The following is a 24,245-nucleotide window of genomic DNA, read 5'->3' as shown; positions in this document are numbered from 1 at the left end:
CTACTTTGCTTGGTTTTCGCTACTTCGGTCATCCGCTAGGTGAACGTTGAAGATTTTACGTGACAGACGAACTTCCTGCCACAACCCTATATCTTCAGTTTTCAAGGAACGTGACACTTATTTTTTACCTGATTTCAGGAAGTTCAAACACGATGTCGAACCATTGACGTATCGAAAGACACGCCTGGTTCGAAGGCGATTCATCTCCCACTTTCACTAGGGCTTCGCCCGCGTCGTTTAGAAGTGGGAGTATTCTCGCCTGATTTTGATAAAATGGTTCGAGGCCCTCGTCACAAGCCAAAATATAGGGCAATCCATCGGAGTCATATTGTTTGAAGAGGTGCTTGAAGACGCGGGTGGCGAGTCCTTGTCCTTGTCGGTCCTCGTCCGTCATGACCGTCCCGATTTGATACATCTCACGAGCGGTTCCGTCCGTCACGAGGGTCATCCGGCTCATGCTGACGTTCGAGATGATGTTCCGGTAGAACGTCAACGAATAACAGCGATAGCGGTCGGTCCATTCTCCGTCCAAATACCATCCGCGAAAATCGATGCCGAACATTTCATCGGTCAAGTAGAAAAATGATTCACGTTCTTTATCTGAATACTCGAGATTGGTGATCGGTCGTTTAGCCATGTGACTCACTCCTTGTTTTGAACTTCTCGGCCTGTTCCTGTACATTAGAGGCAGAGAGGGGTAATTCAAATTATGAAACGGTATGAAGCTATTTTATTTGATGTCGACGATACGTTGCTAGACTTTAAACGGAGCGAGCACGTCGCCTTGGAGCAATTGCTCGCCTCACATAACGTCCGGATGACCGATGCGTTAAAACAACAATACGTGACGATCAACAACGGGCTATGGCGCGCGTTCGAGCGCGGTGAGGTCGGACGGGAAGACGTCTTGATGGGCCGCCACACGCAACTGTTCGACACGCTCGGGATTGCGATCGATGCGCATGAAGTCGAACAGCGCTATCGGGACCATTTGCACGACGGGGTGCACATCATCGACGGGGCACTCGAACTCGTGCAAACGCTCAGTGAGCAGTATCCGCTCTATATCGTAACGAACGGTGTGACAGAGACACAGTTCAAGCGGCTTGAGGCGTCGGGGTTGCTCCCGTATTTCAAGGACGTGTTCGTCTCCGACGCGACGGGATCGCAAAAGCCGATGAAACCGTTCTTCGATTACGTGTTCGACCGTGTCCCAAACGTGTCGCCAGAGCGCGGACTCATCGTCGGTGACTCGCTGACGGCGGACATCGCCGGAGGACGCATGTACGGGCTCGATACGTGTTGGTACAACCCGGATGAGGTCGCGGCAACGGTCGAGACGACGTATGAGATTCGAGACTTGAACGAACTAAAAACGATCTTGTGACGCGTGGCTACTAGGTCAGCGGTCAATGAAATGAGGCGGCAATGCCTCGGGCAACGTATAGAGCGTCTCTGGATACAACGTCAGTTCGCGTAACTGCTCGAGCGGCTGCCAACGATAGATGAGGTGATCTCCTTCTGGTCCGTGAAAGTCGCCGGTCCGGAGCGGGAGGTCACCCGATACATAAAAATACATGCCGATCTCGTGAACCGTGCGTTCTAAGTACGTGAAGAAATTTTCGGAGACGAAAGCGAACGTCGTTCCCGTCAGTGTCGCGTTGAGCTCTTCTTGCAGTTCGCGCATCAAAGCGAGTTCGGCTTCTTCGCCGATGCCGACGCGGCCGCCCGGCAACGCCCAAAAGTCATCATTTGCGTTCCGATGAATGAGCAAACGACCATCTTGGACCCAGATGCCGGCGACGCGGTAGTTGAACGTGCCCTGATCGGTCGGAAATACGATATCCATCTTTCATCACTCCATTCCTTTAGCTACAATTAGTATACGCCAAGGAGGCAGGACATGTTTCAATTAAATGAGTCTTACGAAGGACAAGATTTTCGCGAGTCCTCGTTCCGTGACCTTCAACTTTCACACGTGACGTTCGAGAACTGTCGGTTCACATACATCGACGCGACCGAGTTCGAGACCGAGCAGTGCCGCTTCATCAACTGTGACTTTACCGACTCGAAATGGAACGCATCGCGCCACGTCGGCAGTTCGTTTTTAAACTGTCAATTCAATGGGGCGAATTTGTTTTTAACATAATTAAGCGAGAATTCTCCCACCTCTAAGCGTCTGGGGCGAGGCCCGGCGTAGGTGGGAGATGAATCGCCCGTACATAAACCTCTTGGCCACCCCTGTGACAGATATGACGAACAGAAGTTCGTGATTCCGTCAGATTTCCCTTCCCCCGTCGCGGGTATCGGATGAGGAAGACGTTCATCACGATCATCGGCCGGGAGGAGGCGGAGACATGCTGAAGGGCTACAAATATAGGCTCCACCCGACGGCGGCACAGGCCGAGTTCCTCGTCAGGACGATCGGTTGCGCCCGCTTCGTCTACAACAAGCTGCTCGAGGACCGTATCACCATCCACGAGGAGGCGAAGGCTGGGACCGGCCCGAAACGCAAACTGCCGACACCGGCCTCGTACAAGCCCCTGTTCCCGTTCCTCTGCGAGGCGGACAGCCTCGCGCTCGCCAACGCGAAGCTGCACCTCGACGCGGCGTTCGCGAAGTTCTTCACCGGGACGGCCGGCTTCCCGGTGTTCAAGTCGAAACGGAAGGCGCGCGCCTCCTACACGACGAACAACCAGCACGGCACGATCCGCATTGAAGGGGACCGGGTCCGGCTCCCGAAGGTCGGGTTCGTCCGGTTCACACAGCACCGAATCTTCGACGGGGCCATCCACTCGGCGACCGTGTCGATGACGAAGACGGGCAAGTTCTTCGTGTCGCTCCTCGTCGAGCAGCCCGACGAGCCGTGGGTCCCGGCCGAGCACAAGATCGGGATCGACCTCGGCCTCGGGCACTTCGCCGTCATGACGAACGACGCGCTCGTGACGGAGAAGGTCCCGAACCCGCGCAACCTGCGCGAGGCCGAGGAACGGCTCAAACGGGCGCAGCGCTCGCTCTCCCGCAAGAAGCCCGGCAGCCGGAACCGCGAGAAGGCCCGGCTCGTCCTCGCGAAGAAACACGAGCAGGTCAAGAACCGACGGCACGACTTCCTCCACAAGCTGTCACGACGCATCGTCGACGAGAACCAAGTCGTCGTCGTCGAGACGCTGAAGCCGAGGGAGATGATGCAGGACCGCCGCCTGGCAAAATCGATCGGGGACGCCGGGTGGGGCGAGTTCGTCCGCCAGCTGGAATATAAGGCGAGGTTCTATGGACGGACGCTCATCAAGGCCGACCCGTGGTTCGCCTCGACCCAGGTCTGTTCGGCCTGCGGCGAGAACGGCGGCAAGAAGGACCTGGACGTCCGCGAGTGGACCTGTGCCGCATGCGGCACGCACCACGACCGCGACGTCAACGCGAGCCTCAACCTGTTGCGCCTCGCGGACTGAAACACCCCAGGGCAGGGACTGCCCGACGAGCTTGGTCCACAACCGTGGCTGGTCAAAGCATGGTCTTCCCAAGAAGCTCCCACTTCAAGTTGCGAAGCAAATAAGTGGTGAGTAGTTCACGTGAGTTCGATCAGTGCAAGACGACCGGTTCCTCGTTCGAGTCGTGTACGTTCGGAGGAGTGACCGTTCGTGGGGGCGACTGGTCGTTCGTCAATTTGCGTCACGCGCCGCTCCGGAAAATGGATTGGTCGAATGTTCGTCTAGTAGAGGCTGATTTGTACGGGGCGGACTTGAAGGAGTCACGTTGGACGAACGCTACGTTGACACGTGCCGTCCTGCAGCATGCGGACTGTACGGCTGCCGACTTCATAGGTGCTGACATGGACGGGGTCGATTTCACGGACGTTACGCTCAAAAAGACGAAACTCGACGTCATGCAGGCGGTCCAAGTCGCCCGTTCGCTCGGGGCCATCGTCGAATGAACAATAACCAGGTGCTAGAGCAGCTACTCGCTTTGGCGGAGGAGCGGGAAGACATCCGAATCATGGTGTTGAACGGATCGCTCGTCAATCCGCACGTTTCCCCAGACCGGTTTCAAGATGTAGATGTCACGTTTTTCGTTCTGGACGTATCATCGTTCATAACGGATCAATCCTGGATCGATCGGTTCGGCGAGGTGTTGATCATGCAGACACCGGACGAGTCACCGTCTCAAACAAGATACGAGCGGTTTGCGTTTCTCGTCCAGTTTGCAGCCGGTCATCGGATCGATCTGACCGTTCGTCCTGTTCGCGTCGTGCAGGAGGCGATTGCGGAAGATTCGCTCAGTCTCGTCATGCTCGATAAAGATGACACGGCAGGACGTCCTGTGCCGAGCGATGAGACGTACCGAGTCAAACGCCCGAGCGCGTTTGACTATGCGTCGTGTTGGAACGAGTTTTGGTGGGTGTCATTGTATGTCGTGAAAGGACTAAGGCGCAATCAACTGCTGTATGCGCTCGATCACGTGACGATCATGCGAGACATGCTCCGACAGATGATGGCGTGGGATGTCGGATATAGGACCGGCTTTTCCTCGAATATCGGGAAAGCTGGGGACGCTTTGGTGAACCACTTATCAAATCAAGCTTGGCAAGCATACTTACGGACATACCCGGTCGCGGATCCTGCGGCGATTGCAGCCGCGTTTGAAACGTTGGTCGAGCAGTTCTGCGTCGTCAGTCGGCGTGTTTCGGAGAAAAGTGGCAACTCATTTCGGGACGACGAGTCCAAGCGGATTCGTGACGCTTTTTCGACGCTTTGGACTTCAAACGATTAGTTTTTAGCCGAGTCGGGAAACCCACTCTATAGAAGGGGGAATGACGCTTGAATCCGTATACGACGTTCATCGCGCTCCTAGTGGGGAGTTTACTCTTATTTGTCGGCATCCGGACGAAGAAATGGCCAATCGTTGTCGTGGCCTTATTTCCGCTTGGACTCGTCGCATTTAACATGTTTTTACTTATCACCGGACGTTAGAAGACTGCTTGTCAGTCTTCTTTTTTATACATCGATTTTACGAAAAACGCGGTCGGGAGCAAGATTCCGATTGCCGCTTCGAGTAGGGCGAACAGACGGGCCGGCCCAACCGGCAGTAAGTCACCGAATCCAATTGATAGAAGCGTGACGCCGCTGAAATAGAGCAGATTTTGCCATGATGGCTCGACAGCGGTCATCGTCTCAAGTGACGTGACGAGAATGACCCCGTCCCACGACAACGCGTAATACACCAAGGCAAACCCGACCAACACGCCTAACAAGCTGATAAAAAGGTGGCTGAATAACCGGCCGTCAAATCCAGTCTGCCGGTACGTCTGTCGGCGGAAGAAGGTATATACGTTCAGTCCGACGAATAAGAGGGCAACCGTCAGTAAAATCGTATTCATCCTCATCTCTCCTTTTTTGCTAAGTCATACTAAGTTGTTTCCCTGAACAATTGACGTCAAACGGACCTGATTGCACCATGAAGGATTCTGCGACAAGGAGGTGTCCGTGTGCGACGCTTTAGGTTGACGAGTTTAGTGCTGCTTCTGCTGTTAGGTGGATGTGCCACGAAGAAACCATTTGATTTTGATAAAATCAGCTCGTATAAAATTTTTTACAACATTCCGACCGAGGCGATTATTGAGGATATGACCCGGTATGATCTCGTGATCATCGAACCGATTTGGTATACACCGGAACAGATTGAAGCGATTCGTTCGAACGGCACGAAAGTGCTCGGTTATATAAACGTGATGGAGGCGGACACGTGGAATCGGGAACTGATCGGTCAAATGAAACAAGATGATTTTTTCTATCGGGACGGAGAGCGGATTTATTTTCCGAAATGGGATTCTTATTTGACGGATATCAGTTCGGACCATTTTCGGAAGATTTTGATGCGCGAAATTCAAAAGCAAGTCATCAATAAACACTTGGACGGTATCTTTTTAGACACGGTTGGAGATATCGACGATGTACACCTCGACTATCCCGAAGACTTGACTGAACAATTGAACGGGTTAGAAGCATTTTTAAAAGCGATTAAACAGACTTACCCCGGGGTCCCGATTGTACAAAATTGGGGAATCGAAACGCTTGAACGAACGAGCGCTCCATACGTGGATGGGTTCATGTGGGAGGGGTTCAATTATTCGGAGATCACATCGGACTCTTGGTCGATGGACATGTTGGACCGGATGAATGTGATTCAAGAACAGTATGGGACTGCGGTACTTACCGTTTCGGACCAAGAGGAAGCCATTAGTCGAGACTTGGCGGAAGCGAACGGGTTCATCCATTATCATGAACCCACTTATTACGATACGTGGGATTTTCAGGAAGGAGATTAAGAAAATTAGCAGGGGAATTTGCTGCGAGCGCCAAATAAGTAAGCATGACATTCGTGTTATGAAGCTGTGACTAATCGTTGGGAGGGGATTATCATTCTATATGCTCAAGACCGCCCGTGGATTAAGTGGGCCGAAATTCTTGTCGTGTTTACTCTGTTGATTGGAATCGATTTAGCTTTCAATTTAGGGACGATTCAAAATGATTTGAACCTATTTTATGTAGCCGCCATCTTATTCGCGCTACGTTACGGAACAACCTTTGGATTGATTAGTTTCGCCGTCTTGCTGCTGTACAAAGTCCTCTACACCGGACTTGTCGGAGGCGATATCTTCTTACTGTTCTACGATACAAACTCACTTCTCACCCTTTTCTATTACTTCGCACTCACCGTCATCGTCGGCTTGTTTAGCACTTCATTTCGAGAGCGTTATGAAATCAGTCAGTTTCGCAACGAAGAACTGAAAGATGAAAACACGTATTTGAAAGAGACCGTCGATTTACTCAACACTTCGCAAACGACTCTTCGTCAAAAATTACTTCAATCGGAATACAGTTTAAATCAATTGTACGAACTAGCTGTCTCGCTTGACTTGCCACATCCTGAATTGATTCGTAGCGAGACGATTCGTCTGCTTAAAAAATATTTCTTGGCGAGCGACGTCGCCATCTATCATGTCGATCGATCGCAAAAGTCGATGCGTCTAATCATTCGCCAAGCCGAGAAGAAAGAGTTTCCACAAACAATTTTCTTAGATGAGGCGTCGAGTATGTTCAAACGTTTCTTCCAAGTCCAAGAAACGATGTTACGACAACTCGATGATGACGACACGGATCCGATGTTGCTCGCTCCGATTGTGATTGACGGAGAGACGCGTGAAGTTGTCGTCATTAAGCGTCTGCCGCTCCGGAAACTGACGACAGATGACCTCCACGTATTAAATATCCTGTTCTCATGGATTGGGACGCGAATCACAAACGCGCAAAACTTGATTCGTAAAGAGCAACACGAGAAGCTCTACCCGGGCACATCGTTCTATAAGAAAGAGGCGTTCATCGAGATAATGGCGCTTCAAGAGCAAAAGAAACTTCATCACGACCAACCGTTCATCGTACTCGAGTATGCGCTCGGTTATGAACCAGTCTCGCTCGAAAGTATTGAAGCGATCGTGCAGTCGTATTTGCGAGAGATTGATATTGTCGGTTATGACGAAGACGAGAACAAGCTCTTGCTGCTACTCCCAGGAACGAGTGAGGAGAACCGTCAACGAATTTATGATCGGATCGAAGGGATTTTGATCCAGAAGGGAGTGTGAGTTCATGGAAGCCATCGACAGTTTAGTTTGGATTGGGCTCTATGTGATTCACGCAATCTTAGCGTTCGTTTTGTTAGTGGTGTTGAAGCGGAAAATGAAAGCGCTAGACTACGGGGTGGCAGTGGTCGCTTTATGCTTCGGCCTATTTTTACCTTTTGTCGCTGAAGTCGCAGTATATGCGATTTATCGCTTCGCAGAACGCTTTGATCGGAGCGGACTGATTGAAGATTACGATGAGTATATTGATTTTCGGGTCGTCAATTATGAGCAGATTCGGCACGATGCGAAAACGAGCTCTAGCCTGTTGCCGTTAGCCGATGCCATCAATTCAAAAGATCCCGCGATCCGCAAGCACTCGATTTTGACGCACGTCAACCAGTCCATCAATAACCAAGGGAAATACTTGCAGATGGGGCTTGAGAGCACGGACAGTGAAACGGTCCATTATGCGGCCGCGACGATGAACATTCTCATCAATCAGTATGAGCAGGAATTGAAATTGGCGAAGCGTGAATACGATTTAGGAAACCCGGAAACGATTCGCCGGCTAGCGACAATATACAAACGGATGGTTCACAGTGAACTGATCACGGAAGTCATGTTGAAAGACAAACGCGAGGCCTGGTTAAAAGAGATTTTGACAGCGAAGACACTGTATCCGCCGTCGCCATGGATTTATGAGGATTTAAACGAAGTCTACATCACATTAAAACGTCCGAGAGATCAGCTCGAAATTTTGAAGGAGTATGTTCACCATTTCCCGGAACGCATCGAGGCCCACCTCATGCTCATCGACTTTTACTATGAACGGGAGCGGTGGACCGAGGTGAAGGCTGTCATGTTTATGATGCAAACACAATTTTCGTTAGACGATGTGCCGTATGAGCACCGACTGTTGTTTGAAGAATGGAGTGACTCGACATCATGGAAAAACGAACTATAATCTCATTCTCGCTCTTCATCGTGTTATTTCTCGTCGTCGTCGGTGCAATCCAATACTTGAGGATCCATTCCTTGCATACGTTGTTACCGAACGTTGCTGAACAACGAATGAATATCGACCAATTGCAAGGGGATGCTTCCGCTAAAACAGGAGAGCATCAACTTCAAGTTTACCTTGTCCGAGACGAAGGTGATTTGGCGGTCAATACGGCAGATAATTTATTGTATGGTTTGCGTTACGCCAAACTAGACGTTCGAGAAATTGATGCGGGTGCGGTCAGTTCGATCACGCCGTCTCCCTACAGCATCATCGTATTTACAGGAGAACAAACCGCGACATGGCCATTGCAAGAGACGAAACGGTTCGTCGAACAAGGAGGCAATGTCGTGTTCGCCAACCGTTTCAAAGACCCCGCTTGGAATGAAGTGACAGGTATCGAAGAAATCGGTGAATTCGTTCCAGACGTTTACGGTCTGAACTTCGAAGAAACGGTTTTCCCGGGTTATGTCGACTTGAATCCACCGGACGATCTGTTCGTCCATAGTGTCGTCGACTTCGCAATTGCAGACGAAGCGAACGTTTTGCTGTCAGCGGAAGGGTTTCCCGTCCTTTGGGAATATGAGGTCGGTGATGGGAACGTTCTGTACTGGAATACAACGATCACCGATCAAAAGATGATTCGCGGACTGTTCGTCCAAACGCTCGGAACGTTACCGCCTGCGTTCGTGGGTGCCCAAGCGGCGATTAAGCTCATGTATATCGATGACTTTCCGGCTCCAGTCATGGACGGCAAGATGAAAGATGTCTCGGCGACACCACTCGATAAATCGGTCAAAGACTTCTTTGCCGAAGATTGGTGGAAAGACATGGTCGACATGGCTCAAGATGACGACGTCATTTACACGGGCGCGATGATCGGGACGTACGAAGAAGAGATGGAACTGCTAGATGAAAAATTGATTAAACGTGGCGAGTTCCCGATGCTCTATTTCGGTCGAAAACTATTGGCGCAGGGTGGTGAAATCGGGTTGCACGGATATAACCACCAATCGCTTGTCACGGCCGATGAACCGATCGATCCGACGTACGGATATATTCCGTGGAAAGACAAGGACGAGATGAAGCGTTCGTTGCTGCAGGCAGAGTCGGTATTTGCTAACTATTTCCCGGCAGAACAACTCAAATCATACGTCCCACCTTCGAATGCACTCAATCGCACCGGTGTCGACGCGATTGCTGAGGCGTTGCCTGAACTGCGGACGATTGCGTCACTCTATACCGGTGACCCGGAAAATGGTGATTTTGTCCAAGAGTTCGAATTTGATACGACACATACCGGAATCTATCATTTCCCGCGTATCACGAGTGACTACGGGGAAGAAAGAGGTTCGATCTTCCAAATGGTCGATGCGATCGCTAACTTTGGGGTGTTTTCACACTTTATCCACCCGGATGACGTCATCGACCCAGACCGTGCTTTCGGTCGCGACTGGGATACGATGTTCGCCAGTTTGAAAAAAATCGTCGATGATGTCAACGTCAGCTATCCCTATTTAGAGGCCTACACACAACACTATGCGACGGAAAAACTAATCACGTATCAAGAGGCAGACTTGAACGTCACGTTTGATGACGAGACCATTTACTTGACTGGGGACGGACTCGTCAATCCGTCACACTTCACCGTCCGTCTAAAAGTCGGCCAATCATTGGACACAGGCAAATTCGCATTCGGCACGGTCGAGCAGATGGAGGCGGACCGTCCACTCTATCTGGTCCAATTGACATCAGCGAACGCTGAAATCGCCATCAAGGGGGACCCGCAATGAAGATTGGGCTCGTGTTAGAAGGGAGTTACCCGTATGTGAGCGGAGGTGTCTCGAGTTGGACGCAGACGCTGATTGAAGCGATGCCGGAAGTCGAGTTTGAAATCATCTCGATTCAGCCATCGGTCAAGCGGCCAGAAGATATGAAATATGAGTTGCCGCAAAACGTGTCAGGGATCACGCACCTTTATTTAAGCGATATGGATAAAAAGGCGAAGGGTCGAATGAAGCTCGACGCCGAAGACGAGCGGAAAATTTCGGAATGGCTCATGTTGAAAAACCCGAACCGGCAAGCGCTTGGCATTCTCGGGAAACAAGTCCCATCAAGCCAAGCCTTCTTCTCAAGCGAGTTCTTTTGGAGAAACGTAAAATCGGCTTACGCAGAAGAAATGAACGGTGGCTCGTTCATCGATTATTTTTGGATGTGGCAGAGTATGTATATGCCGATCTTGCGTGTGTTGCATCAACCGTTACCAAAAGTCGATCTCGTCCACTCCATCTCGACAGGCTACGCCGGTGTCGTCGCATCTTACATGAAAGAGACGCAAGGTATCCCGTTCATTTTGACCGAACACGGCATCTACTCACGTGAACGCGAGGAAGAAATCCTTCAGTCCTATTGGATTCCGTCCCCTTACAAACCGAGATGGGTTCGCTTTTTCCATCACTTGTCACGCGAGGCGTATAACGCGGCCGACGAGATTATCACACTGTTTGAGCGGAATCGCGAATATCAAGAGTGGATTGGGGCGCCTAGCGAGAAGACGAAAATTATCGCCAACGGGATTGACGACCGTCATATCCACGCTACGCTTGAGCGAGCCGAGAATGATGTGTTCCAAATCGGGGCTATCGTCCGCCTCGTTCCGATTAAGGATTTGAAGACGATGATTTATTCCGCAAAAATCCTTCAAGAGCGCCATCGGCTGTTTAAACTGACGATCATGGGTCCGCTTGATGAGGACGAAGAGTACGCCGAAGAGTGTCGTCTACTGATTGAGCAGAGCGGGCTGACCGACTATGTCGAACTAGTCGGGAAAGTGAACGTACAAGACTGGTTGCCGAAATTTGATTTGTTGTTGCTGACGAGCATATCGGAAGGGCAACCGCTCGCCATTTTAGAAGGGATGGCGGCTGGCATCCCTTGGGTGGCGACCGATGTCGGGGCTTGTTCGGAACTACTTTACGGACGCGCTGACGATCCGTTCGGTCCGGCCGGCTTCATCGTTCCTCCGGTCCATCCGGAAGCCATCGCTGACAAAGTCGAATGGATGATGGATTATCCGCGCGAACGGATGCGCTTCGGTAAAAACGGCCGCGAGCGTGTCCGTCAGTATTATCGATTGCAACAGTTCGTCGACCGCTATAAAGCCATCTATGAAGCGAGGAGGGAACAGTATGGCGGGCATCGGGTTTAAGTTACAAAAGTTGTTTCAAGAAGACTATTACTCTTCAAGACTGAAGGCGTACACGTTTTCCGGGCTCGTCACATCAGGCCCTTGGCTGATCGTCATCCTCGTTGTCGGTACGATTCAATGGTTGGCGTTTCAGATGCCGATGTTGTCACTCGAGGAACGGACGCTGTTTATGCTATCCGTGTCTTACGCGTTCATTTTCTCGCAAATTCTATTTAGTTTTCAGCAGCTCGTCGTCACGCGATACGTGGCCGATTTATTTTATGAAAAGAAAGCCCATGAGATCTTTCCTGTCTTCACCGGCATGTTAAAAGTGACGATTCTCGCTGCCGTCGTCATGTATAGCGTGTTTTGGCTGATTTCACCGCTCGGTTTAGCCTATAAGCTCGTCCTGTTCGTCTTATTCATGACCATCAACGTTATCTGGGTCATGTTCTTGTTCTTGAGCGCCGCCAAATTTTATCAAGCGGTCGCTTACAGCTTCTTGCTAGGCGGGGTTATTTCAGTCGCGAGCGTCTATTTGATCAGTCGTCTCATGGTCAACCCATCGAGCCTCGAACTTCTGTTTGGCTTTACCGTTGGGATGGTCGTGACGCTGTTCGGGCTATTCTTCGCGATGCTCCGAACGTTCCCGCTCAGGTATGCGACGCGAGAATTTTCATACTTCCGGTACTTTGATAAGTATCCGGACTTGTTCGCCATCGGTGTGTTATACGTGCTTGGGATCTGGGTGACCAACTTCATCATCTGGTTTGGTGAAGGGCGCATGGTGATTGCCGATTCGTTCGTGTTCAATCCGTATTATGACACGGCCGTGTTCTGGTCGTACTTGACGATCATCCCGACCCAGCTCTTGTTCGTCGTCGCTGTCGAGACAAGGTTTTACGAGCGCTACCGAACGTTTTACGGCTTGATCAATTATGGCGGGGCGTTACACCAAATTGAGAAAGCGAAGCAGACGATGACGACGGTGTTGAAAAATGAATTGATCCGACTTGGGCGAAGTCAAGGTGTTGTCACCTTGTTCGCGATCCTGATGGCGGGTGTGTTCGTCGGGTGGATCGGTGTCCCGGAAGAAGTCGGCCAGATTTTCCGGATGACGACGCTCGCCGCGTTCGCGAACGCGATGATTCTCGTACTGACGCTGCTCTTGCTGTATTTTGAGGACCGGCGTGGGGCGTTGTTCGTCAGCCTCTCGTTCTTCATACTGAACGCCTTGTTCACGTTGTCGTTACTATCGCGCGGGATCGATTGGTATGGGGTCGGCTTTGCTGTCAGCACGACGATCACGTTCTTTATCGCAGGACTGCGCTTGATTTATTTTATGGGGAAGGTCGATTATTACGTGTTTGCGGCCTCGAACCGTCGTAAGCTCGGGACAGAACGGTTCTCGCATTTTGGGACCGCGCTCAACCGTCGCTTCTCGCGTTAAAGAGTTTGCATTTTTCAAAAAGATTGATATGATGTGGTCGAAGATGACCAAATTTCATAATGTTTGCCACTAGGGGAGTCGCTTGACGCGGCTGAGATGGACGAGGTCCAGACCCTTTGAACCTGATCTAGTTCACGCTAGCGGAGGGAAGTGGGCGAAACGTCCTGTCTCACACTCTTTGTGTATGGCCGACGCCGCTTCCGTTATGGGAGGCGGCGTCTTTTTTATGCAAAGGAGGAGAATACGATGACGTTTACCGCACATATCCGCCAAGAGGCCGACGCCTTGTTTGAGGCGAGTTTCCACCATCCGTTCGTCCGCGCGCTCGGAGACGGGACGCTCGACGAGGCGAAGTTTCGGCATTACGTGATGCAAGACTCGTACTACTTGAATCAATTTTCGAAAGTTCAGGCTAAAGGGGTGACTCTTGCCCCGACGATGGAACTTGCGAGCCGTTTTTTGACGCACGCCAGCTCGATGCGGTCGGATCAGACTTTATCATCTCGGCGCGTAAGACTGGGTTGCTGTTCAATCATGAGTTGATTGATGTCGTGGCTAGTGCGATCGAGCAGCATCGTTTTCAAAATATCGTCGTCGATCCGGTCATGATCGCTAACAGCGGAGCACGCGAACGGACGGACGGTTATGGAAGCGGCACTAACGGCAAAACAGTTCATCCATATTGCCATCGCCCACGGATTACAGATCGGCAGCGGGCATGGACTGACAAATCATTGGGCGTACAACAAGCACCCGAAGGAGGTGGTTTCCATTGAATCCATCGCCTATCGTTGAGCGATTAAAGCTCTACTTCATCTGCGGCACGGCAGATACGTTTGATCTCGTTCAGACGGTCGAAACGGCGCTTCAATGCGGCGTGACATGTTTTCAATTTCGCGAAAAAGGTAAAGAGCCACTGTATGGGGATAAAAAAGAAGCGATGGCACGAACGTTGCATCCACTTTGTCGACAGTACCGTGTCCCGTTCATCGTCAACGATGACGTCGAGCTGGCAATCAAACTCGATGCGGACGGAGTTCATGTCGGACAAGAAGATGCGACAGCCGAAGTCGTTCGTCGGCGAATCGATTCAAAGAAGTGTCTCGGTGTCTCGGTCCACTCGCTCGAGCAAGCCGCAACGGCTTCGAGATATGCCGATTATGTCGGAATTGGGCCGATTCATCCGACTGTGTCGAAACAAGACGCGGCCGAAGTGAACGGAACGGTGCCCATTCGGCAAGTGCGAGCCCGGTTTCAGCATTTGCCAATCGTGGGGATCGGTGGAATCATGCCTGAACACGTCGAAGCGATTCGGCGTGACGGGGCTGACGGCGTAGCTGTCATCTCGGCCATTGCTTCTGCACCGGACGTGGCCATGGCCACACGGCGTTTCGCTTGTCTCTGAATTTTATTTGAGGAGGAAGACAGATGAACGTATTTGTAATTGGAGCGAATGGACAGATTGGAAAGCAACTCGTAGAACGATTGAAGCAGGATGGGAAGCACGAAGTCACCGCGATGGTACGGAAACAAGAGCAGCTAGACGAGTTCAAAGCGAACGGCTATCAGGCGGTTCTCGGAGACTTAGAAGGTGATGTCGAGACGTTGAAGCAAGCGATGAGCGGCATGGACGCAGTCGTGTTTGCGGCCGGTTCGGGCGGCAGCACGGGAGCCGACAAAACGTTACTTATCGACCTAGACGGTGCAGCCAAAAGCGTCGAGGCGGCCCAAGCGAACGGTAACATCAAGCACTTCGTGATGCTCAGTGCCTTGAAAGCGGAAGACCGCTCGGCATGGCCTGATTCGATGAAGCCATACTACGTGGCGAAACATCATGCGGACCGTTTGCTCGAACAGAGTGGACTCGATTATACGATCGTCCGTCCAGGCGCGCTCACAGACGATGCCGGTACAGGCAAAGTGAACGTCGACAACGTGACGACGGGTGAGATTCCGCGGGCGGATGTCGCAGCGTTCTTGGCCCATGTCATCGGTCGACAAGAAGCGGCAAACAAAGCCATCGACTTGGTCAAAGGTGACACTGCAATCGAAGAAACGATATAAACCATGCGAGCGAGCGGATTCGAATCCGCTCGCTTTTTCGCGGTGATGTGACCGAGCGATGTACCAAATCAAGTAGCAAGGAAAAACGACTATGCGATTTGCGATGACGCGTTACAGAATTTGCGAACGAGAAAGCCCACTCCTTTAGTGGTGGGATGAACGTGAGCTTGATTTCGGGGTCCCGCTAGTCGGAACTTCAGAAATCTACAAGCAGAATCTTATTCCAAGAAAATGTATCACTAAAACAAACAAAGTGATACCATAAACGTATGAACAACTACAGAAGAACCAAAACCACCGTGTCGATGATCCGTTATCATTTCGTGTTCTGCCCGAGGTATCGCCGAAAACTATTTGATGACGATTTGTTCGAGCGACGATTCAAAGAGATCGTCCGTGATGTCTGCGAAGAGCTCGACATTCGACTCATCGCCATCGCGTGTGATCGGGACCACACGCATCTATTCTTGTCGGCGTTGCCATCCATCAGCCCGTCTGACATCATGGCGCGTATCAAAGGCGTCTCGTCGAAGCGGCTAAGGGAGGAGTTTCCGCATCTCACACATCTCACGAGCCTCTGGACGAGATTTTTCTTCGTCTCGACGGCGGGAAACGTCTCCAGTGAGACCATCAAACGTTATGTCGAGGAACAAAAGACAAGGGGGTGACACCGTGTCACAGGCATTGACCGTGAACATCAAACTTCATCCGACAAAAGCGCAACAGTCGATCTTAGAGCGGATGATGGACACCTATATCCGCACGACAAACCAGCTCGTCTCGGACATGGTGCAGGCTCGAGAAAGCCTAAAACTGACGAGCAAAAACGTGAGTTCCGACCTGCCCAGCGCCGTCAAGAACCAGGCCATCCAGGACGCGAAGAGCGTGTTCAGGAGGGCGAAGAAGAAGGATTTCCAAATCGTCCCTGTCCTCAAGAAACCGTACTGCACCTGGAACAACCAGAACTACTCGTTCGACTTCGAGTCGATCTCCTTCCCCATCATAATCGACGGCAAGGTCAAAAAGACGGCGATCCGCGCCGAGATAGTCGAACCGGACAACCGCCACGCCACGCTCCTCGCGCACAAGCTCGGGACGCTCCGCATCACGAAGAAATCGAACAAGTGGATGGCGCAGATCGCTGTCACGGTCCCCACGACGGAGAAGGGGGGCACCAACGTGCTCGGGGTGGACCTCGGCCTGAAAGTCCCCGCCGTCGCGTCCACAAGTTGTGACAAGGTGCGATTCTTCGGGAACGGGCGCGAGAACAAGTACATGAAACGCAAGTTCCGTGCGAAACGGAAAGAGCTCGGTCAAAAGAAGAAACTGAATGCGATCAAGAAACTGAACAACAAAGAGCAGCGCTGGATGAAAGACAAAGATCACAAGGTCAGTCGTGAGATCGTCGGCTTCGCGAAAGAGAATCATATTTCTGTCATCCGCCTAGAAAAACTGGCGAACATCCGACAGACGGCAAGAACAAGCCGTAAACACAACAAGAACCTGCACACCTGGTCGTTCTATCGCTTGGCATTGTTCATCGAGTACAAGGCAAAGCTCGAAGGGATCAAGGTCGAATATGTCAATCCGGCCTACACCTCTCAAACCTGTCCTTCTTGTGGCGAACGAAGCAAAGCGAAAGACCGGACGTACGCCTGTCCGTGTGGATTCAAAAAACACAGAGATCTAGTCGGTGCGATGAACATCCGATACGCACCTGTGGTCGATGGTGACAGTCGGCCAGCCTGAGAACCTATAGGGTCTGTCTTAGGAGGGGTGATGGCACACCCTCATCTGAAGGCTTGGACAAAACAGAAATGGACTGCGTCCGCACGGGCACTTCAGAATCCCACTCATACCGAAGGGGTGAGCTTGCGGCTTTAGCCGTGGGAGTGTCAAACGGTCCGACATAACGGGAACGATAGTAGAGATGCGATTTCAAAAGGAGGAGATGGGATGTCAGAAAAACCATTAGTGACGATGCGGGCCGAGGGCGAAGCGACGAGCGTGAAGACGACGGTGCATGTGCGCGACCTAGAGCCGTTTATCGTCGATGAGCCGGAACGTCTCGGCGGGACCGATGCCGGACCGAATCCGCTCGAATATTTACTCGGAGCGCTATCATCGTGTACGACGATCACGATTGCCTATGTCGCGCAAGACCAGGACTTTAACTATGAAGGTGTGACGTTCGCGACGGAAGGGACGCTCGACCCGCGCGGCTTCCAAGGCGTCGAAGGGGTCCGGACTTATTTCGAGAACGTGCACGTCAACATCGTGCTTGACACGACCGAGTCGGATGAACGGATTGAGGCGCTGCAAAAAGGTGTCGAGGCCCGGTGTCCGATCCATAACTTGATGCATGCGGCCGACGTCGACATCACGGCGACATGGACCCGTAAATAACGAGAGGATGGGGGCAACCCATCCTTTTTTGTATGGAGCGACAGGGATTTTTCGTGTAGGACACGAACAGGAGTAAGACGTGAGACAGGAGGCGCAAATGGAAATTCGTCCTATGACAGAAAAAGACGCCCATGCGATCCAAGCGTGGACGTATGAGCCGCCATATGATTTTTATAACCAAGTAGCTTCGGCCGAAGGCATCAACGAGCTGATGACGTATTGCGCGGTCCATAATCAAGGGCTATATGGCTTTTTCTGCCTCGGCACATACGCCCAAGTCCCGAACGCGACGTATGACTATAGCGGGACGTACGTTGATATCGGGCTCGGGATGCATCCGGCGCGGACCGGACAAGGACGTGGTCGAGCGTTCGTCGAGACAGTGATGCGAGAAGCCGAGCGAGAAGGCAGACCACTCCGATTGACCGTGGCTGTGTTCAATCGACGAGCCATCTATTTGTATGGACAGCTCGGCTTTCAACAAGTCGCTTCGTTTGAAAAAGGGACGACCCGCTTTATTGTCATGGTCAAATGATCAACCGTACTGTTTCTGATGAGCCTTCTTACGTTTCAAGTAGTCCTCGTCAGCCCGAATCTCGTCCCACTGCACTTTAAAGATGCGTGCCGATTCGGCTTTCTCTTCGTCGATTTGGCGATCGTGAATAGCGCCGTCGTCTTTATACTTGCGGCCGCCTTTATAGTTCGCGTAACGACGGGCCCGGGTATGGCCCATCTGGATGAATTTCCGCGCCATGTCCATGCCGACGAAATCATCGTTTGCCCGATATGCTTCAAACAGCTCCATGATCTCATCGGCAGATTGGCGGGCGATGTCCGGTGTCTTAAAGCGCCAGTGCGGCAAAATCTCACTCTTGTAAGGTTCGACGAGCAACACACCTTGTTCACTGCGTCCGACGCGATAGAGCTCGGGGTGTTTTCGGAAATCGATCGTCTCAAAATCAAGATCATAATCAAACGGCATCGTCATCCCTCCTCTGTTCCGTTGTTCCCGGAACGGAGGCGAGGGAAACGAGCGAAGGAGTAGCTGACATGATTCTATTAGACACAGAACGGCTACGGCTCAGAGCGTTTCAGCTCGATGACGCCGAAGCGATGCATCGCTATGCGAAGAATAAGCGGGTCGGACCGATGGCGGGCTGGGCCCCGCACGAGTCCGTCGACGAGACGCGGGACGTCATCCGTATGTTCCAGCAAGATCAAGACGTCTGGGCGATCACGTTGAAAGCGACCGGCGAACTGATCGGCAGCATCGGTTTGCACGACCGACGCCCGGACCCGGATATCCAACACGACAACCAGCGTGAAATCGGCTACGTGCTCAGTCCGGATCATTGGGGGAGAGGCTACGTCCCGGAAGCGGTGCGTGAGCTGCTTCGTCACGGATTTGTCGACCTTGGTTTAGAACTGATCTGGTGCGGTTATTTTGACTTCAATGACCGGTCGCGTCGTGTCGTCGAGAAGTGCGGTTTCACGTATGCGTTCACGACGACGCAAGAGCTGACTCGGTTGGACGGACGGACCGTTCGAAGTTTAGTCTATGTCATCACGCGTGATGATTATGACAACCGCTCATCTCTTAACTAAGGGAGCAGAAAAACGTCAAAAGATTTCGAGTAGAGGCGCGTCGTCCCTGGTGGATAGACGCGCCTCTATTGTTAATTATTAGCTAGGAAAAATCGAAGTTTTTAAATTTCTTAAAAAATAGTTGATATGTAACCGGTTACACATTATGCTTGTTTTGTAAGCGTTACCAAAGAAGGAGGGGCGAGATGGCGACAATCAAACAAGTGGCCAAACGAGCGAACGTTTCTGTCGCGACCGTGTCCCGTGTCATGAACAATAACGGATACGTAAGTGCAGAAGCGCGGGAAGCCGTCGAGCGGGCCATCGCCGAACTTGACTATGCCCCGAACCGAGTCGCGCGTTCATTATTTAAAAAGACATCGGGCTTGATCGGCTTGATCATGCCGGACATTACAAATCCGTTCTTTCCACAGTTGGCCCGAGCGATTGAAGACGTGGCCAACCAGCATGGCTATCAGGTCGTACTTTGCAACACAGATGAGCAACTTTCAAAAGAGCAGACGTATTTGGTCGCTCTTCAGACGATGCATGTTGATGGACTGATTATTACGACGAACCATTCGGATAACCCGAACTATGAAAAGTTAGAACTACCGATGGTGGCGTTAGATCGTATCGTCAAGCCGGGGATTGATGCAGTCATCTCGAACGGGTATGAAGGTGGACGCCTCGCAGCGGAGACGCTGTTGAGCTGTGGGGCAACAAAGCTTGCTCATATCGCTGGGCCTAAGCACCTCCTAACGGTAAGGCGACGGACAGATGGTTTTCTCGACGTGGCGGGTGACCGGCTCGTCGGGATGACACATTCTAGTTTCGCATTCAAAGAGGCACTCACAGCGGCACAAACATTATTTGACGAGTATTGGCCGTTCGACGGCGTGTTTGCCGCCAATGACGTCATCGCCGCCGCAGTCTTGCAGGAAGCGGTGCGTCGCAACGTCCGGGTGCCTGAAGACTTACAAGTCATCGGGTATGATGGCATCGAATTAGGTGAGATGACGTCTCCGCCACTCACGACGATTGCTCAACCGATCTATGAGATGGGGCGACGAGCGACCGAGCGGCTTCTTGATTTGATTGAAAAGAAAGAGACCGCTACAAAAGAAATTTTATTGCCTGTCACACTGACAGAGCGACAGACGACGAAACGAAAGGGGCATGACGCATGAACCGAATTGTTGTCATCGGGAGTGTATCTATGGATTTGGTTGTCACGACAAATAAACGTCCGCAGGCTGGAGAGACTGTCATCGGGAATACATTTCAGACGGTACCCGGTGGAAAAGGCGCCAACCAAGCAGTGGCTGCCGCTCGACTAGGTGGTCAGGTCGAGATGGTCGGTTGTATCGGATCCGATGAATTTGGGAATATAATCCGTCAAAACTTTGAACAGAACCAGGTTGGGACGCGTCATTTGCGAACGATTGGCGAAGAAGTGACAGGGACGGCGCATATCGTATTAGCAGACGGCGATAACTCAATCGTCGTCGTTCAATCCGCGAACAAGCATGTACGCTTCACCGACGTGGAGTTGGAGCAACTGCTTGATGATCAGACGCTTGTCTTGTTGCAACTAGAAATTCCGATTGAAACCGTCGAACAAGTGAGTACGTACTGTCATCAGCGAAATATTCCAGTCCTGTTAAATCCGGCGCCGTCTCAAGCGCTCACGAGTGAGTTACTTGAAAAGGTGACTTACGTGACGCCGAACGAGCACGAATGCCGCGATCTATTCGGCGACTTGCCGATTGAAGACGTATTGCGCCGTTACCCAAACAAATTGATTGTGACAGAAGGAGTAAGAGGTGTTCGTTTCTTCGACGGGAAGACGATTCAACATATCCCAGCCATCCGGGCGAATGTCGTCGATACGACCGGAGCGGGAGATACATTCAATGGCGCTCTCGCAGTTTCCCTCGTGGAAGGAAACAATTTAGAAGAAGCCGCGCGTTTTGCCGTCGTAGCTTCGGGCATGAGCGTGGAAGGGTTCGGGGCTCAAGGCGGGATGCCGAACCGAGCCGACGTGATGAGACGATTGGAGCGAGTGTGATGAAAAAACATGGGATTCTCAATAGTCATTTGGCAAAAGTCTTTGCTGACCTGGGACATACGGATACAGTCGTCATCGCCGATTGCGGACTGCCGATCCCGAAAGGAGTAAAACGGGTCGATTTAGCGCTCCGTCTCGGCGAGCCGTCATTTCTTGATGTGTTGAATGCGGTTGAGGCTGACATGGTCATCGAACAGATTACGGTGGCGGACGAAGTGTTCACCGAGAACGAGCCGATTGCTAAAGCGTTGACTGAACGATTCGAAACGGTCAAGACGTGCTCGCATGAAGCGTTCAAGCGCGAAGTCGAGCAGGCGAAAGTCGTCATTCGTACAGGTGAAGCGACACCGTATGCGAACGTCATTTTACACGCCGGCGTTTTATTTTAAGGAGGGGTTCGATGCACATCCAGTTGAAACGCATCCATAAGTCATTCGGTCCGGTGAGTGTATTGAGAGGTGTGGACTTTGAACTGTTACCTGGTGAAATTCACGCGTTGATGGGTGAGAACGGGGCCGGGAAATCGACGCTCATGAAAGTGATGACCGGTCTTCACGCGCAAGACGAAGGGGATGTCCAAATCGATGGTGCCGTGCGGCAGTTCAAACATCCGAAAGAAGCAGAACGAGCCGGCATCGCCTTCATCCATCAAGAGTTGAATATTTTGCCGGAATTGACGGTGATGGAAAACTTGTTCCTCGGTCGGGAGTTGACCGGTCCGTTCGGTGTCATCAAGCAACAAGAGATGAAGCGCCGCGCCCGGGAATATTTGGCGGAGCTGAACGTATTCATGGAAGTCGATGAGCTCGCTAAAAACTTATCCGTCGGTCAACAACAGATGATTGAGATCGCGAAAGCACTCATGACAGACGCGAAAGTCATCGTTATGGACGAACCGACGGCCGCCTTGACCGACCGTGAGATTCGGGCGTTGTTCTCGGTTTCGCGTGCACTGTGTGACCAAGGCGTGTCCATCATTTATATTTCCCATCGGATGGAAGAGATTTTTGAACTGTGTGACCGCATCACCGTTCTCCGGGATGGGGTGTCGATCGGGACCCATCCAATCGCCGAGACGTCATTTGAAGAAATCGTCAAAGAGATGGTCGGACGCGAGATCGGGGAACGTTATCCGGACCGGACCGCCACGATTGGCGACGTCGTCCTCGCAGTTGATGGTTTGATAGGTAACCGGTTCCACAACGTCTCGTTCAATGTACGGGCGGGTGAAATCGTCGGTTTCTCAGGATTGATGGGAGCCGGTCGGACCGAGGTGATGCGCGCCTTGTTCGGCGCCGATCGAACAAAAGGCGGTGTCGTCAAACTGAATGGAAAAGAAATAAGAATCAAACGGCCGGCTGATGCGATTCGTCACGGTATCGCTTTTTTGACAGAGGACCGAAAAGGCGAAGGGTTGCTCCTCGACTTCTCGTTACGAGAAAACTTGTCGCTACCAACGCTCGATAAACGGGCGAAAGGCACAATTATCTCGAGACAAGACGAGGAGCGCTTCGCGGACGGTTATTTGAAGAAGCTGCGTGTCAAACATCATTCGATGGAACAAAAAGTGAAGTCGCTTTCTGGCGGGAATCAACAAAAAGTCGTTCTAGGCAAGTGGCTTGGTGTCGAACCAGATGTGTTAATCCTTGACGAACCGACACGAGGAGTCGATGTCGGGGCGAAAAAAGAAATTTACACGATTATGAGCGAACTGGCAGAGGCAGGTGTCGCAATCATCATGGTATCTTCGGATTTACCCGAGGTGCTCGGGATGAGTGATCGGATCGTCGTCATGCGAGAAGGCGTCGTCACAGGGACGTTAGCAAAAGACGAGGCGACGCAAGAAAAAGTCATGACATATGCGACAGGAGGACAATGATATGGAATTGAAAGCAACGGCTGCGCTGCAGTGACCACAAAAGCTCGGATGGGGGCAAAAACTCGGTCCACTGTTCGGATTACTTGCCATCATCGTTGTGGTGACGGCTCTCGAACCAGGATTTCTCTCGTTGAACAACATCTTTAACGTCTTGCGGCAAGTTTCCATCAACGCCTTGATTGCGTTCGGGATGACGTTCGTCATTTTGACCGGAGGAATTGATTTATCAGTCGGGTCGATTCTCGCCCTCTCTTCGGCGTTTGTCGCCGGGATGATGGTCGACGGCCAACACGCTGTCATGGCGATCGCGCTCGGATTGATTGCGGGTGCCGTGCTCGGTGCGTTTAACGGAGCCGTCATCACATACGGGAAAGTCGCGCCGTTCATTGCGACGCTGGCGACGATGACCATCTACCGAGGGCTGACGCTCGTATACACGGATGGCCGGCCAATCACAGGTTTAGGAGACTCGACTTGGTTTGAAATGTTAGGGCGCGGCTACTTATGGATCATTCCGGTGCCGGCGGTCACGATGTTGATCGCGTTCGGCATACTCTACTTCATCTTGAAAAAAACGACGTTCGGCCGCCATACGTACGCGATTGGCGGTAATGAGGAAGCCTCTAAACTGATGGGGATTGGCGTCAACAAAGTCAAAGTGATGATTTACTCGTTGTCAGGCATGTTGGCAGCGTTAGCAGGAATCATTTTAACGTCACGTCTCAATTCGGCTCAGCCGACAGCAGGTACTTCATACGAGCTTGATGCGATTGCGGCTGTTGTTCTCGGGGGAACGAGTCTTGCGGGCGGTCGCGGATGGATTGTTGGGACATTGATTGGCGCTCTAATTATCGGCACGTTGAATAACGGCTTGAATCTTCTCGGCGTCTCGTCATTTTTCCAGCTTGTCGTAAAAGGGGCCGTGATCTTATTTGCGGTATTGCTCGATCGCAAACAAAACGCTTAATCATCGAAAGGGGAAACGAAAG

At 51.7% G+C, this 24,245-nt stretch carries 30 protein-coding genes, 1 pseudogene and 1 riboswitch; of the genes and pseudogenes, 27 read left to right on the top strand and 4 right to left on the bottom strand.

Translation table 11 applies throughout. The features are described 5' to 3' along the window. Nucleotides 1-124: 124 nt before the first annotated feature. The gene (locus tag EVJ32_RS06465) at nucleotides 125-637 is read right to left on the bottom strand and encodes a GNAT family N-acetyltransferase (RefSeq protein ID WP_161568785.1); all 513 of its coding nucleotides are present in this window, start codon (nucleotides 635-637) and stop codon (nucleotides 125-127) included. A gap of 72 nt (nucleotides 638-709) precedes the next feature. Here EVJ32_RS06465 and EVJ32_RS06460 point away from each other — a divergent pair, with 72 nt between their 5' ends. Continuing rightward, nucleotides 710-1,387 (top strand): YjjG family noncanonical pyrimidine nucleotidase, encoded by a 678-nt coding sequence (locus tag EVJ32_RS06460; protein ID WP_131457586.1) that lies wholly within the window; start codon nucleotides 710-712, stop codon nucleotides 1,385-1,387. Nucleotides 1,388-1,402: 15 nt separating this feature from the next. Here EVJ32_RS06460 and EVJ32_RS06455 read toward each other — a convergent pair whose 3' ends face one another. Continuing rightward, nucleotides 1,403-1,849, bottom strand: coding sequence for an NUDIX hydrolase (locus EVJ32_RS06455; protein WP_131457585.1), 447 nt, complete (start codon nucleotides 1,847-1,849; stop codon nucleotides 1,403-1,405). A 54-nt stretch (nucleotides 1,850-1,903) separates the two neighbouring features. Here EVJ32_RS06455 and EVJ32_RS06450 point away from each other — a divergent pair, with 54 nt between their 5' ends. The 5 genes from EVJ32_RS06450 to EVJ32_RS16285 all read left to right on the top strand — a co-directional run bounded on the left by EVJ32_RS06450 (nucleotide 1,904) and on the right by EVJ32_RS16285 (nucleotide 4,967). Further along, nucleotides 1,904-2,149, top strand: a complete 246-nt coding sequence (locus EVJ32_RS06450; RefSeq protein WP_236636013.1) for a pentapeptide repeat-containing protein — start codon at nucleotides 1,904-1,906, stop codon at nucleotides 2,147-2,149. Between the two features lie 208 nt (nucleotides 2,150-2,357). Beyond that, nucleotides 2,358-3,449, top strand: a complete 1,092-nt coding sequence (tnpB, locus tag EVJ32_RS06445) for an IS200/IS605 family element RNA-guided endonuclease TnpB (RefSeq protein WP_131457584.1) — start codon at nucleotides 2,358-2,360, stop codon at nucleotides 3,447-3,449. 104 nt (nucleotides 3,450-3,553) lie between these two features. After that, nucleotides 3,554-3,931: a pentapeptide repeat-containing protein gene (locus EVJ32_RS06440; RefSeq protein ID WP_236639492.1), complete on the top strand. Its 378-nt coding sequence runs from the start codon at nucleotides 3,554-3,556 to the stop codon at nucleotides 3,929-3,931. Next, nucleotides 3,928-4,767 carry an aminoglycoside 6-adenylyltransferase gene (locus tag EVJ32_RS06435; protein ID WP_131457583.1) on the top strand — a complete coding sequence of 280 codons (840 nt, stop codon included), beginning with the start codon at nucleotides 3,928-3,930 and terminating at the stop codon, nucleotides 4,765-4,767. Before EVJ32_RS06440 ends, EVJ32_RS06435 begins: the two co-directional genes overlap by 4 nt. A gap of 47 nt (nucleotides 4,768-4,814) precedes the next feature. Beyond that, nucleotides 4,815-4,967, top strand: coding sequence for a hypothetical protein (locus EVJ32_RS16285; protein ID WP_167615759.1), 153 nt, complete (start codon nucleotides 4,815-4,817; stop codon nucleotides 4,965-4,967). 11 nt (nucleotides 4,968-4,978) lie between these two features. Here the strand turns inward: EVJ32_RS16285 and EVJ32_RS06430 are convergent, their stop codons facing one another. After that, nucleotides 4,979-5,374 carry an ion channel gene (locus tag EVJ32_RS06430; protein ID WP_131457582.1) on the bottom strand — a complete coding sequence of 132 codons (396 nt, stop codon included), beginning with the start codon at nucleotides 5,372-5,374 and terminating at the stop codon, nucleotides 4,979-4,981. 108 nt (nucleotides 5,375-5,482) lie between these two features. On the opposite strand from EVJ32_RS06430, the gene EVJ32_RS06425 reads away from it, so the two are divergent. The 15 genes and pseudogenes from EVJ32_RS06425 (at nucleotide 5,483) to EVJ32_RS06360 (ending at nucleotide 18,257) form a co-directional block, all read left to right on the top strand. Continuing rightward, nucleotides 5,483-6,322 (top strand): glycoside hydrolase family 191 protein, encoded by an 840-nt coding sequence (locus EVJ32_RS06425; RefSeq protein ID WP_236634139.1) that lies wholly within the window; start codon nucleotides 5,483-5,485, stop codon nucleotides 6,320-6,322. A gap of 66 nt (nucleotides 6,323-6,388) precedes the next feature. Continuing rightward, complete coding sequence (locus EVJ32_RS06420) at nucleotides 6,389-7,636, top strand: GAF domain-containing protein (RefSeq protein WP_131457581.1); 1,248 nt, start codon at nucleotides 6,389-6,391, stop codon at nucleotides 7,634-7,636. Nucleotides 7,637-7,640: 4 nt separating this feature from the next. Beyond that, nucleotides 7,641-8,579 (top strand): tetratricopeptide repeat protein, encoded by a 939-nt coding sequence (locus EVJ32_RS06415; protein ID WP_131457580.1) that lies wholly within the window; start codon nucleotides 7,641-7,643, stop codon nucleotides 8,577-8,579. Next, nucleotides 8,561-10,408, top strand: a complete 1,848-nt coding sequence (locus EVJ32_RS06410; protein ID WP_131457579.1) for a DUF2194 domain-containing protein — start codon at nucleotides 8,561-8,563, stop codon at nucleotides 10,406-10,408. The genes EVJ32_RS06415 and EVJ32_RS06410 overlap by 19 nt, the downstream gene beginning before the upstream one ends. Further along, on the top strand, nucleotides 10,405-11,823 hold the full coding sequence (gene pelF / locus EVJ32_RS06405) for a GT4 family glycosyltransferase PelF (RefSeq protein ID WP_070329468.1): 1,419 nt from the start codon (nucleotides 10,405-10,407) through the stop codon (nucleotides 11,821-11,823). The genes EVJ32_RS06410 and pelF overlap by 4 nt, the downstream gene beginning before the upstream one ends. Next, nucleotides 11,804-13,252 (top strand): exopolysaccharide Pel transporter PelG, encoded by a 1,449-nt coding sequence (gene pelG, locus EVJ32_RS06400; RefSeq protein ID WP_131457578.1) that lies wholly within the window; start codon nucleotides 11,804-11,806, stop codon nucleotides 13,250-13,252. Before pelF ends, pelG begins: the two co-directional genes overlap by 20 nt. A 61-nt stretch (nucleotides 13,253-13,313) precedes the next feature. Beyond that, nucleotides 13,314-13,418, top strand: a riboswitch (TPP riboswitch). A gap of 80 nt (nucleotides 13,419-13,498) precedes the next feature. Next, entirely contained in the window at nucleotides 13,499-13,795 is a 297-nt protein-coding gene (locus EVJ32_RS16490; RefSeq protein ID WP_370276222.1) for a thiaminase II/PqqC family protein, read from the top strand. Further along, a pseudogene (locus EVJ32_RS16385) lies at nucleotides 13,774-13,821 on the top strand (hypothetical protein); the annotation flags it as partial. The gene EVJ32_RS16490 and the pseudogene EVJ32_RS16385, both read left to right, overlap by 22 nt. Before the next feature lie 76 nt (nucleotides 13,822-13,897). Further along, nucleotides 13,898-14,047 carry a hypothetical protein gene (locus tag EVJ32_RS16380; protein WP_236639493.1) on the top strand — a complete coding sequence of 50 codons (150 nt, stop codon included), beginning with the start codon at nucleotides 13,898-13,900 and terminating at the stop codon, nucleotides 14,045-14,047. Beyond that, nucleotides 14,025-14,657 carry a thiamine phosphate synthase gene (thiE, locus tag EVJ32_RS06385; protein WP_131457577.1) on the top strand — a complete coding sequence of 211 codons (633 nt, stop codon included), beginning with the start codon at nucleotides 14,025-14,027 and terminating at the stop codon, nucleotides 14,655-14,657. Before EVJ32_RS16380 ends, thiE begins: the two co-directional genes overlap by 23 nt. 23 nt (nucleotides 14,658-14,680) lie before the next feature. Next, nucleotides 14,681-15,316 carry an SDR family oxidoreductase gene (locus EVJ32_RS06380; RefSeq protein ID WP_131457576.1) on the top strand — a complete coding sequence of 212 codons (636 nt, stop codon included), beginning with the start codon at nucleotides 14,681-14,683 and terminating at the stop codon, nucleotides 15,314-15,316. Nucleotides 15,317-15,585: 269 nt separating this feature from the next. After that, nucleotides 15,586-15,984, top strand: a complete 399-nt coding sequence (gene tnpA / locus EVJ32_RS06375) for an IS200/IS605 family transposase (RefSeq protein ID WP_131457575.1) — start codon at nucleotides 15,586-15,588, stop codon at nucleotides 15,982-15,984. A 4-nt stretch (nucleotides 15,985-15,988) separates the two neighbouring features. Next, entirely contained in the window at nucleotides 15,989-17,065 is a 1,077-nt protein-coding gene (locus EVJ32_RS06370; RefSeq protein ID WP_131457574.1) for an RNA-guided endonuclease InsQ/TnpB family protein, read from the top strand. 207 nt (nucleotides 17,066-17,272) lie between these two features. Further along, the gene (locus EVJ32_RS06365) at nucleotides 17,273-17,722 is read left to right on the top strand and encodes an OsmC family protein (RefSeq protein ID WP_131457573.1); all 450 of its coding nucleotides are present in this window, start codon (nucleotides 17,273-17,275) and stop codon (nucleotides 17,720-17,722) included. 97 nt (nucleotides 17,723-17,819) lie between these two features. Beyond that, on the top strand, nucleotides 17,820-18,257 hold the full coding sequence (locus EVJ32_RS06360; protein WP_131457572.1) for a GNAT family N-acetyltransferase: 438 nt from the start codon (nucleotides 17,820-17,822) through the stop codon (nucleotides 18,255-18,257). On the opposite strand, the gene EVJ32_RS06355 is transcribed toward EVJ32_RS06360, so the two are convergent. Then, entirely contained in the window at nucleotides 18,258-18,704 is a 447-nt protein-coding gene (locus tag EVJ32_RS06355) for a DUF4385 domain-containing protein (protein WP_131457571.1), read from the bottom strand. 68 nt (nucleotides 18,705-18,772) lie between these two features. Between EVJ32_RS06355 and EVJ32_RS06350 the strand changes: the two genes are divergently transcribed. The 6 genes from EVJ32_RS06350 to EVJ32_RS06325 all read left to right on the top strand — a co-directional run bounded on the left by EVJ32_RS06350 (nucleotide 18,773) and on the right by EVJ32_RS06325 (nucleotide 24,223). Beyond that, entirely contained in the window at nucleotides 18,773-19,327 is a 555-nt protein-coding gene (locus EVJ32_RS06350; RefSeq protein WP_131457570.1) for a GNAT family N-acetyltransferase, read from the top strand. Nucleotides 19,328-19,512: 185 nt separating this feature from the next. Continuing rightward, nucleotides 19,513-20,496, top strand: a complete 984-nt coding sequence (locus tag EVJ32_RS06345; protein WP_131457569.1) for a LacI family DNA-binding transcriptional regulator — start codon at nucleotides 19,513-19,515, stop codon at nucleotides 20,494-20,496. Further along, complete coding sequence (gene rbsK / locus EVJ32_RS06340) at nucleotides 20,493-21,377, top strand: ribokinase (protein ID WP_131457568.1); 885 nt, start codon at nucleotides 20,493-20,495, stop codon at nucleotides 21,375-21,377. The genes EVJ32_RS06345 and rbsK overlap by 4 nt, the downstream gene beginning before the upstream one ends. Next, complete coding sequence (rbsD, locus tag EVJ32_RS06335; protein ID WP_070329456.1) at nucleotides 21,377-21,766, top strand: D-ribose pyranase; 390 nt, start codon at nucleotides 21,377-21,379, stop codon at nucleotides 21,764-21,766. Before rbsK ends, rbsD begins: the two co-directional genes overlap by 1 nt. A gap of 11 nt (nucleotides 21,767-21,777) precedes the next feature. After that, the gene (locus EVJ32_RS06330) at nucleotides 21,778-23,256 is read left to right on the top strand and encodes a sugar ABC transporter ATP-binding protein (RefSeq protein WP_131457567.1); all 1,479 of its coding nucleotides are present in this window, start codon (nucleotides 21,778-21,780) and stop codon (nucleotides 23,254-23,256) included. Nucleotides 23,257-23,326: 70 nt separating this feature from the next. Further along, nucleotides 23,327-24,223, top strand: a complete 897-nt coding sequence (locus EVJ32_RS06325) for an ABC transporter permease subunit (RefSeq protein WP_131457566.1) — start codon at nucleotides 23,327-23,329, stop codon at nucleotides 24,221-24,223. Nucleotides 24,224-24,245: the final 22 nt, after the last annotated feature.

This window comes from Exiguobacterium sp. SH5S4, assembly GCF_004337045.1.
Lineage (GTDB): Bacteria > Bacillota > Bacilli > Exiguobacteriales > Exiguobacteriaceae > Exiguobacterium > Exiguobacterium aurantiacum_A.
The sequence above is the reverse complement of the archived record's forward strand: the minus strand, read 5'-3'. Positions and strand labels throughout refer to the sequence as shown.

Coding starts and splice junctions, on each gene's coding strand:
- EVJ32_RS06465 (WP_161568785.1), bottom strand. CDS start 637: ATGGCTAAACGACCGATCACCAATCTCGAGTATTCAGATAAAGAACGT.
- EVJ32_RS06460 (WP_131457586.1), top strand. CDS start 710: ATGAAACGGTATGAAGCTATTTTATTTGATGTCGACGATACGTTGCTA.
- EVJ32_RS06455 (WP_131457585.1), bottom strand. CDS start 1,849: ATGGATATCGTATTTCCGACCGATCAGGGCACGTTCAACTACCGCGTC.
- EVJ32_RS06450 (WP_236636013.1), top strand. CDS start 1,904: ATGTTTCAATTAAATGAGTCTTACGAAGGACAAGATTTTCGCGAGTCC.
- tnpB (WP_131457584.1), top strand. CDS start 2,358: ATGCTGAAGGGCTACAAATATAGGCTCCACCCGACGGCGGCACAGGCC.
- EVJ32_RS06435 (WP_131457583.1), top strand. CDS start 3,928: ATGAACAATAACCAGGTGCTAGAGCAGCTACTCGCTTTGGCGGAGGAG.
- EVJ32_RS06430 (WP_131457582.1), bottom strand. CDS start 5,374: ATGAATACGATTTTACTGACGGTTGCCCTCTTATTCGTCGGACTGAAC.
- EVJ32_RS06415 (WP_131457580.1), top strand. CDS start 7,641: ATGGAAGCCATCGACAGTTTAGTTTGGATTGGGCTCTATGTGATTCAC.
- EVJ32_RS06410 (WP_131457579.1), top strand. CDS start 8,561: ATGGAAAAACGAACTATAATCTCATTCTCGCTCTTCATCGTGTTATTT.
- pelF (WP_070329468.1), top strand. CDS start 10,405: ATGAAGATTGGGCTCGTGTTAGAAGGGAGTTACCCGTATGTGAGCGGA.
- pelG (WP_131457578.1), top strand. CDS start 11,804: ATGGCGGGCATCGGGTTTAAGTTACAAAAGTTGTTTCAAGAAGACTAT.
- EVJ32_RS16490 (WP_370276222.1), top strand. CDS start 13,499: ATGACGTTTACCGCACATATCCGCCAAGAGGCCGACGCCTTGTTTGAG.
- EVJ32_RS16380 (WP_236639493.1), top strand. CDS start 13,898: ATGGAAGCGGCACTAACGGCAAAACAGTTCATCCATATTGCCATCGCC.
- EVJ32_RS06380 (WP_131457576.1), top strand. CDS start 14,681: ATGAACGTATTTGTAATTGGAGCGAATGGACAGATTGGAAAGCAACTC.
- tnpA (WP_131457575.1), top strand. CDS start 15,586: ATGAACAACTACAGAAGAACCAAAACCACCGTGTCGATGATCCGTTAT.
- EVJ32_RS06365 (WP_131457573.1), top strand. CDS start 17,273: ATGTCAGAAAAACCATTAGTGACGATGCGGGCCGAGGGCGAAGCGACG.
- EVJ32_RS06360 (WP_131457572.1), top strand. CDS start 17,820: ATGGAAATTCGTCCTATGACAGAAAAAGACGCCCATGCGATCCAAGCG.
- EVJ32_RS06355 (WP_131457571.1), bottom strand. CDS start 18,704: ATGCCGTTTGATTATGATCTTGATTTTGAGACGATCGATTTCCGAAAA.
- EVJ32_RS06350 (WP_131457570.1), top strand. CDS start 18,773: ATGATTCTATTAGACACAGAACGGCTACGGCTCAGAGCGTTTCAGCTC.
- EVJ32_RS06345 (WP_131457569.1), top strand. CDS start 19,513: ATGGCGACAATCAAACAAGTGGCCAAACGAGCGAACGTTTCTGTCGCG.
- rbsK (WP_131457568.1), top strand. CDS start 20,493: ATGAACCGAATTGTTGTCATCGGGAGTGTATCTATGGATTTGGTTGTC.
- rbsD (WP_070329456.1), top strand. CDS start 21,377: ATGAAAAAACATGGGATTCTCAATAGTCATTTGGCAAAAGTCTTTGCT.
- EVJ32_RS06330 (WP_131457567.1), top strand. CDS start 21,778: ATGCACATCCAGTTGAAACGCATCCATAAGTCATTCGGTCCGGTGAGT.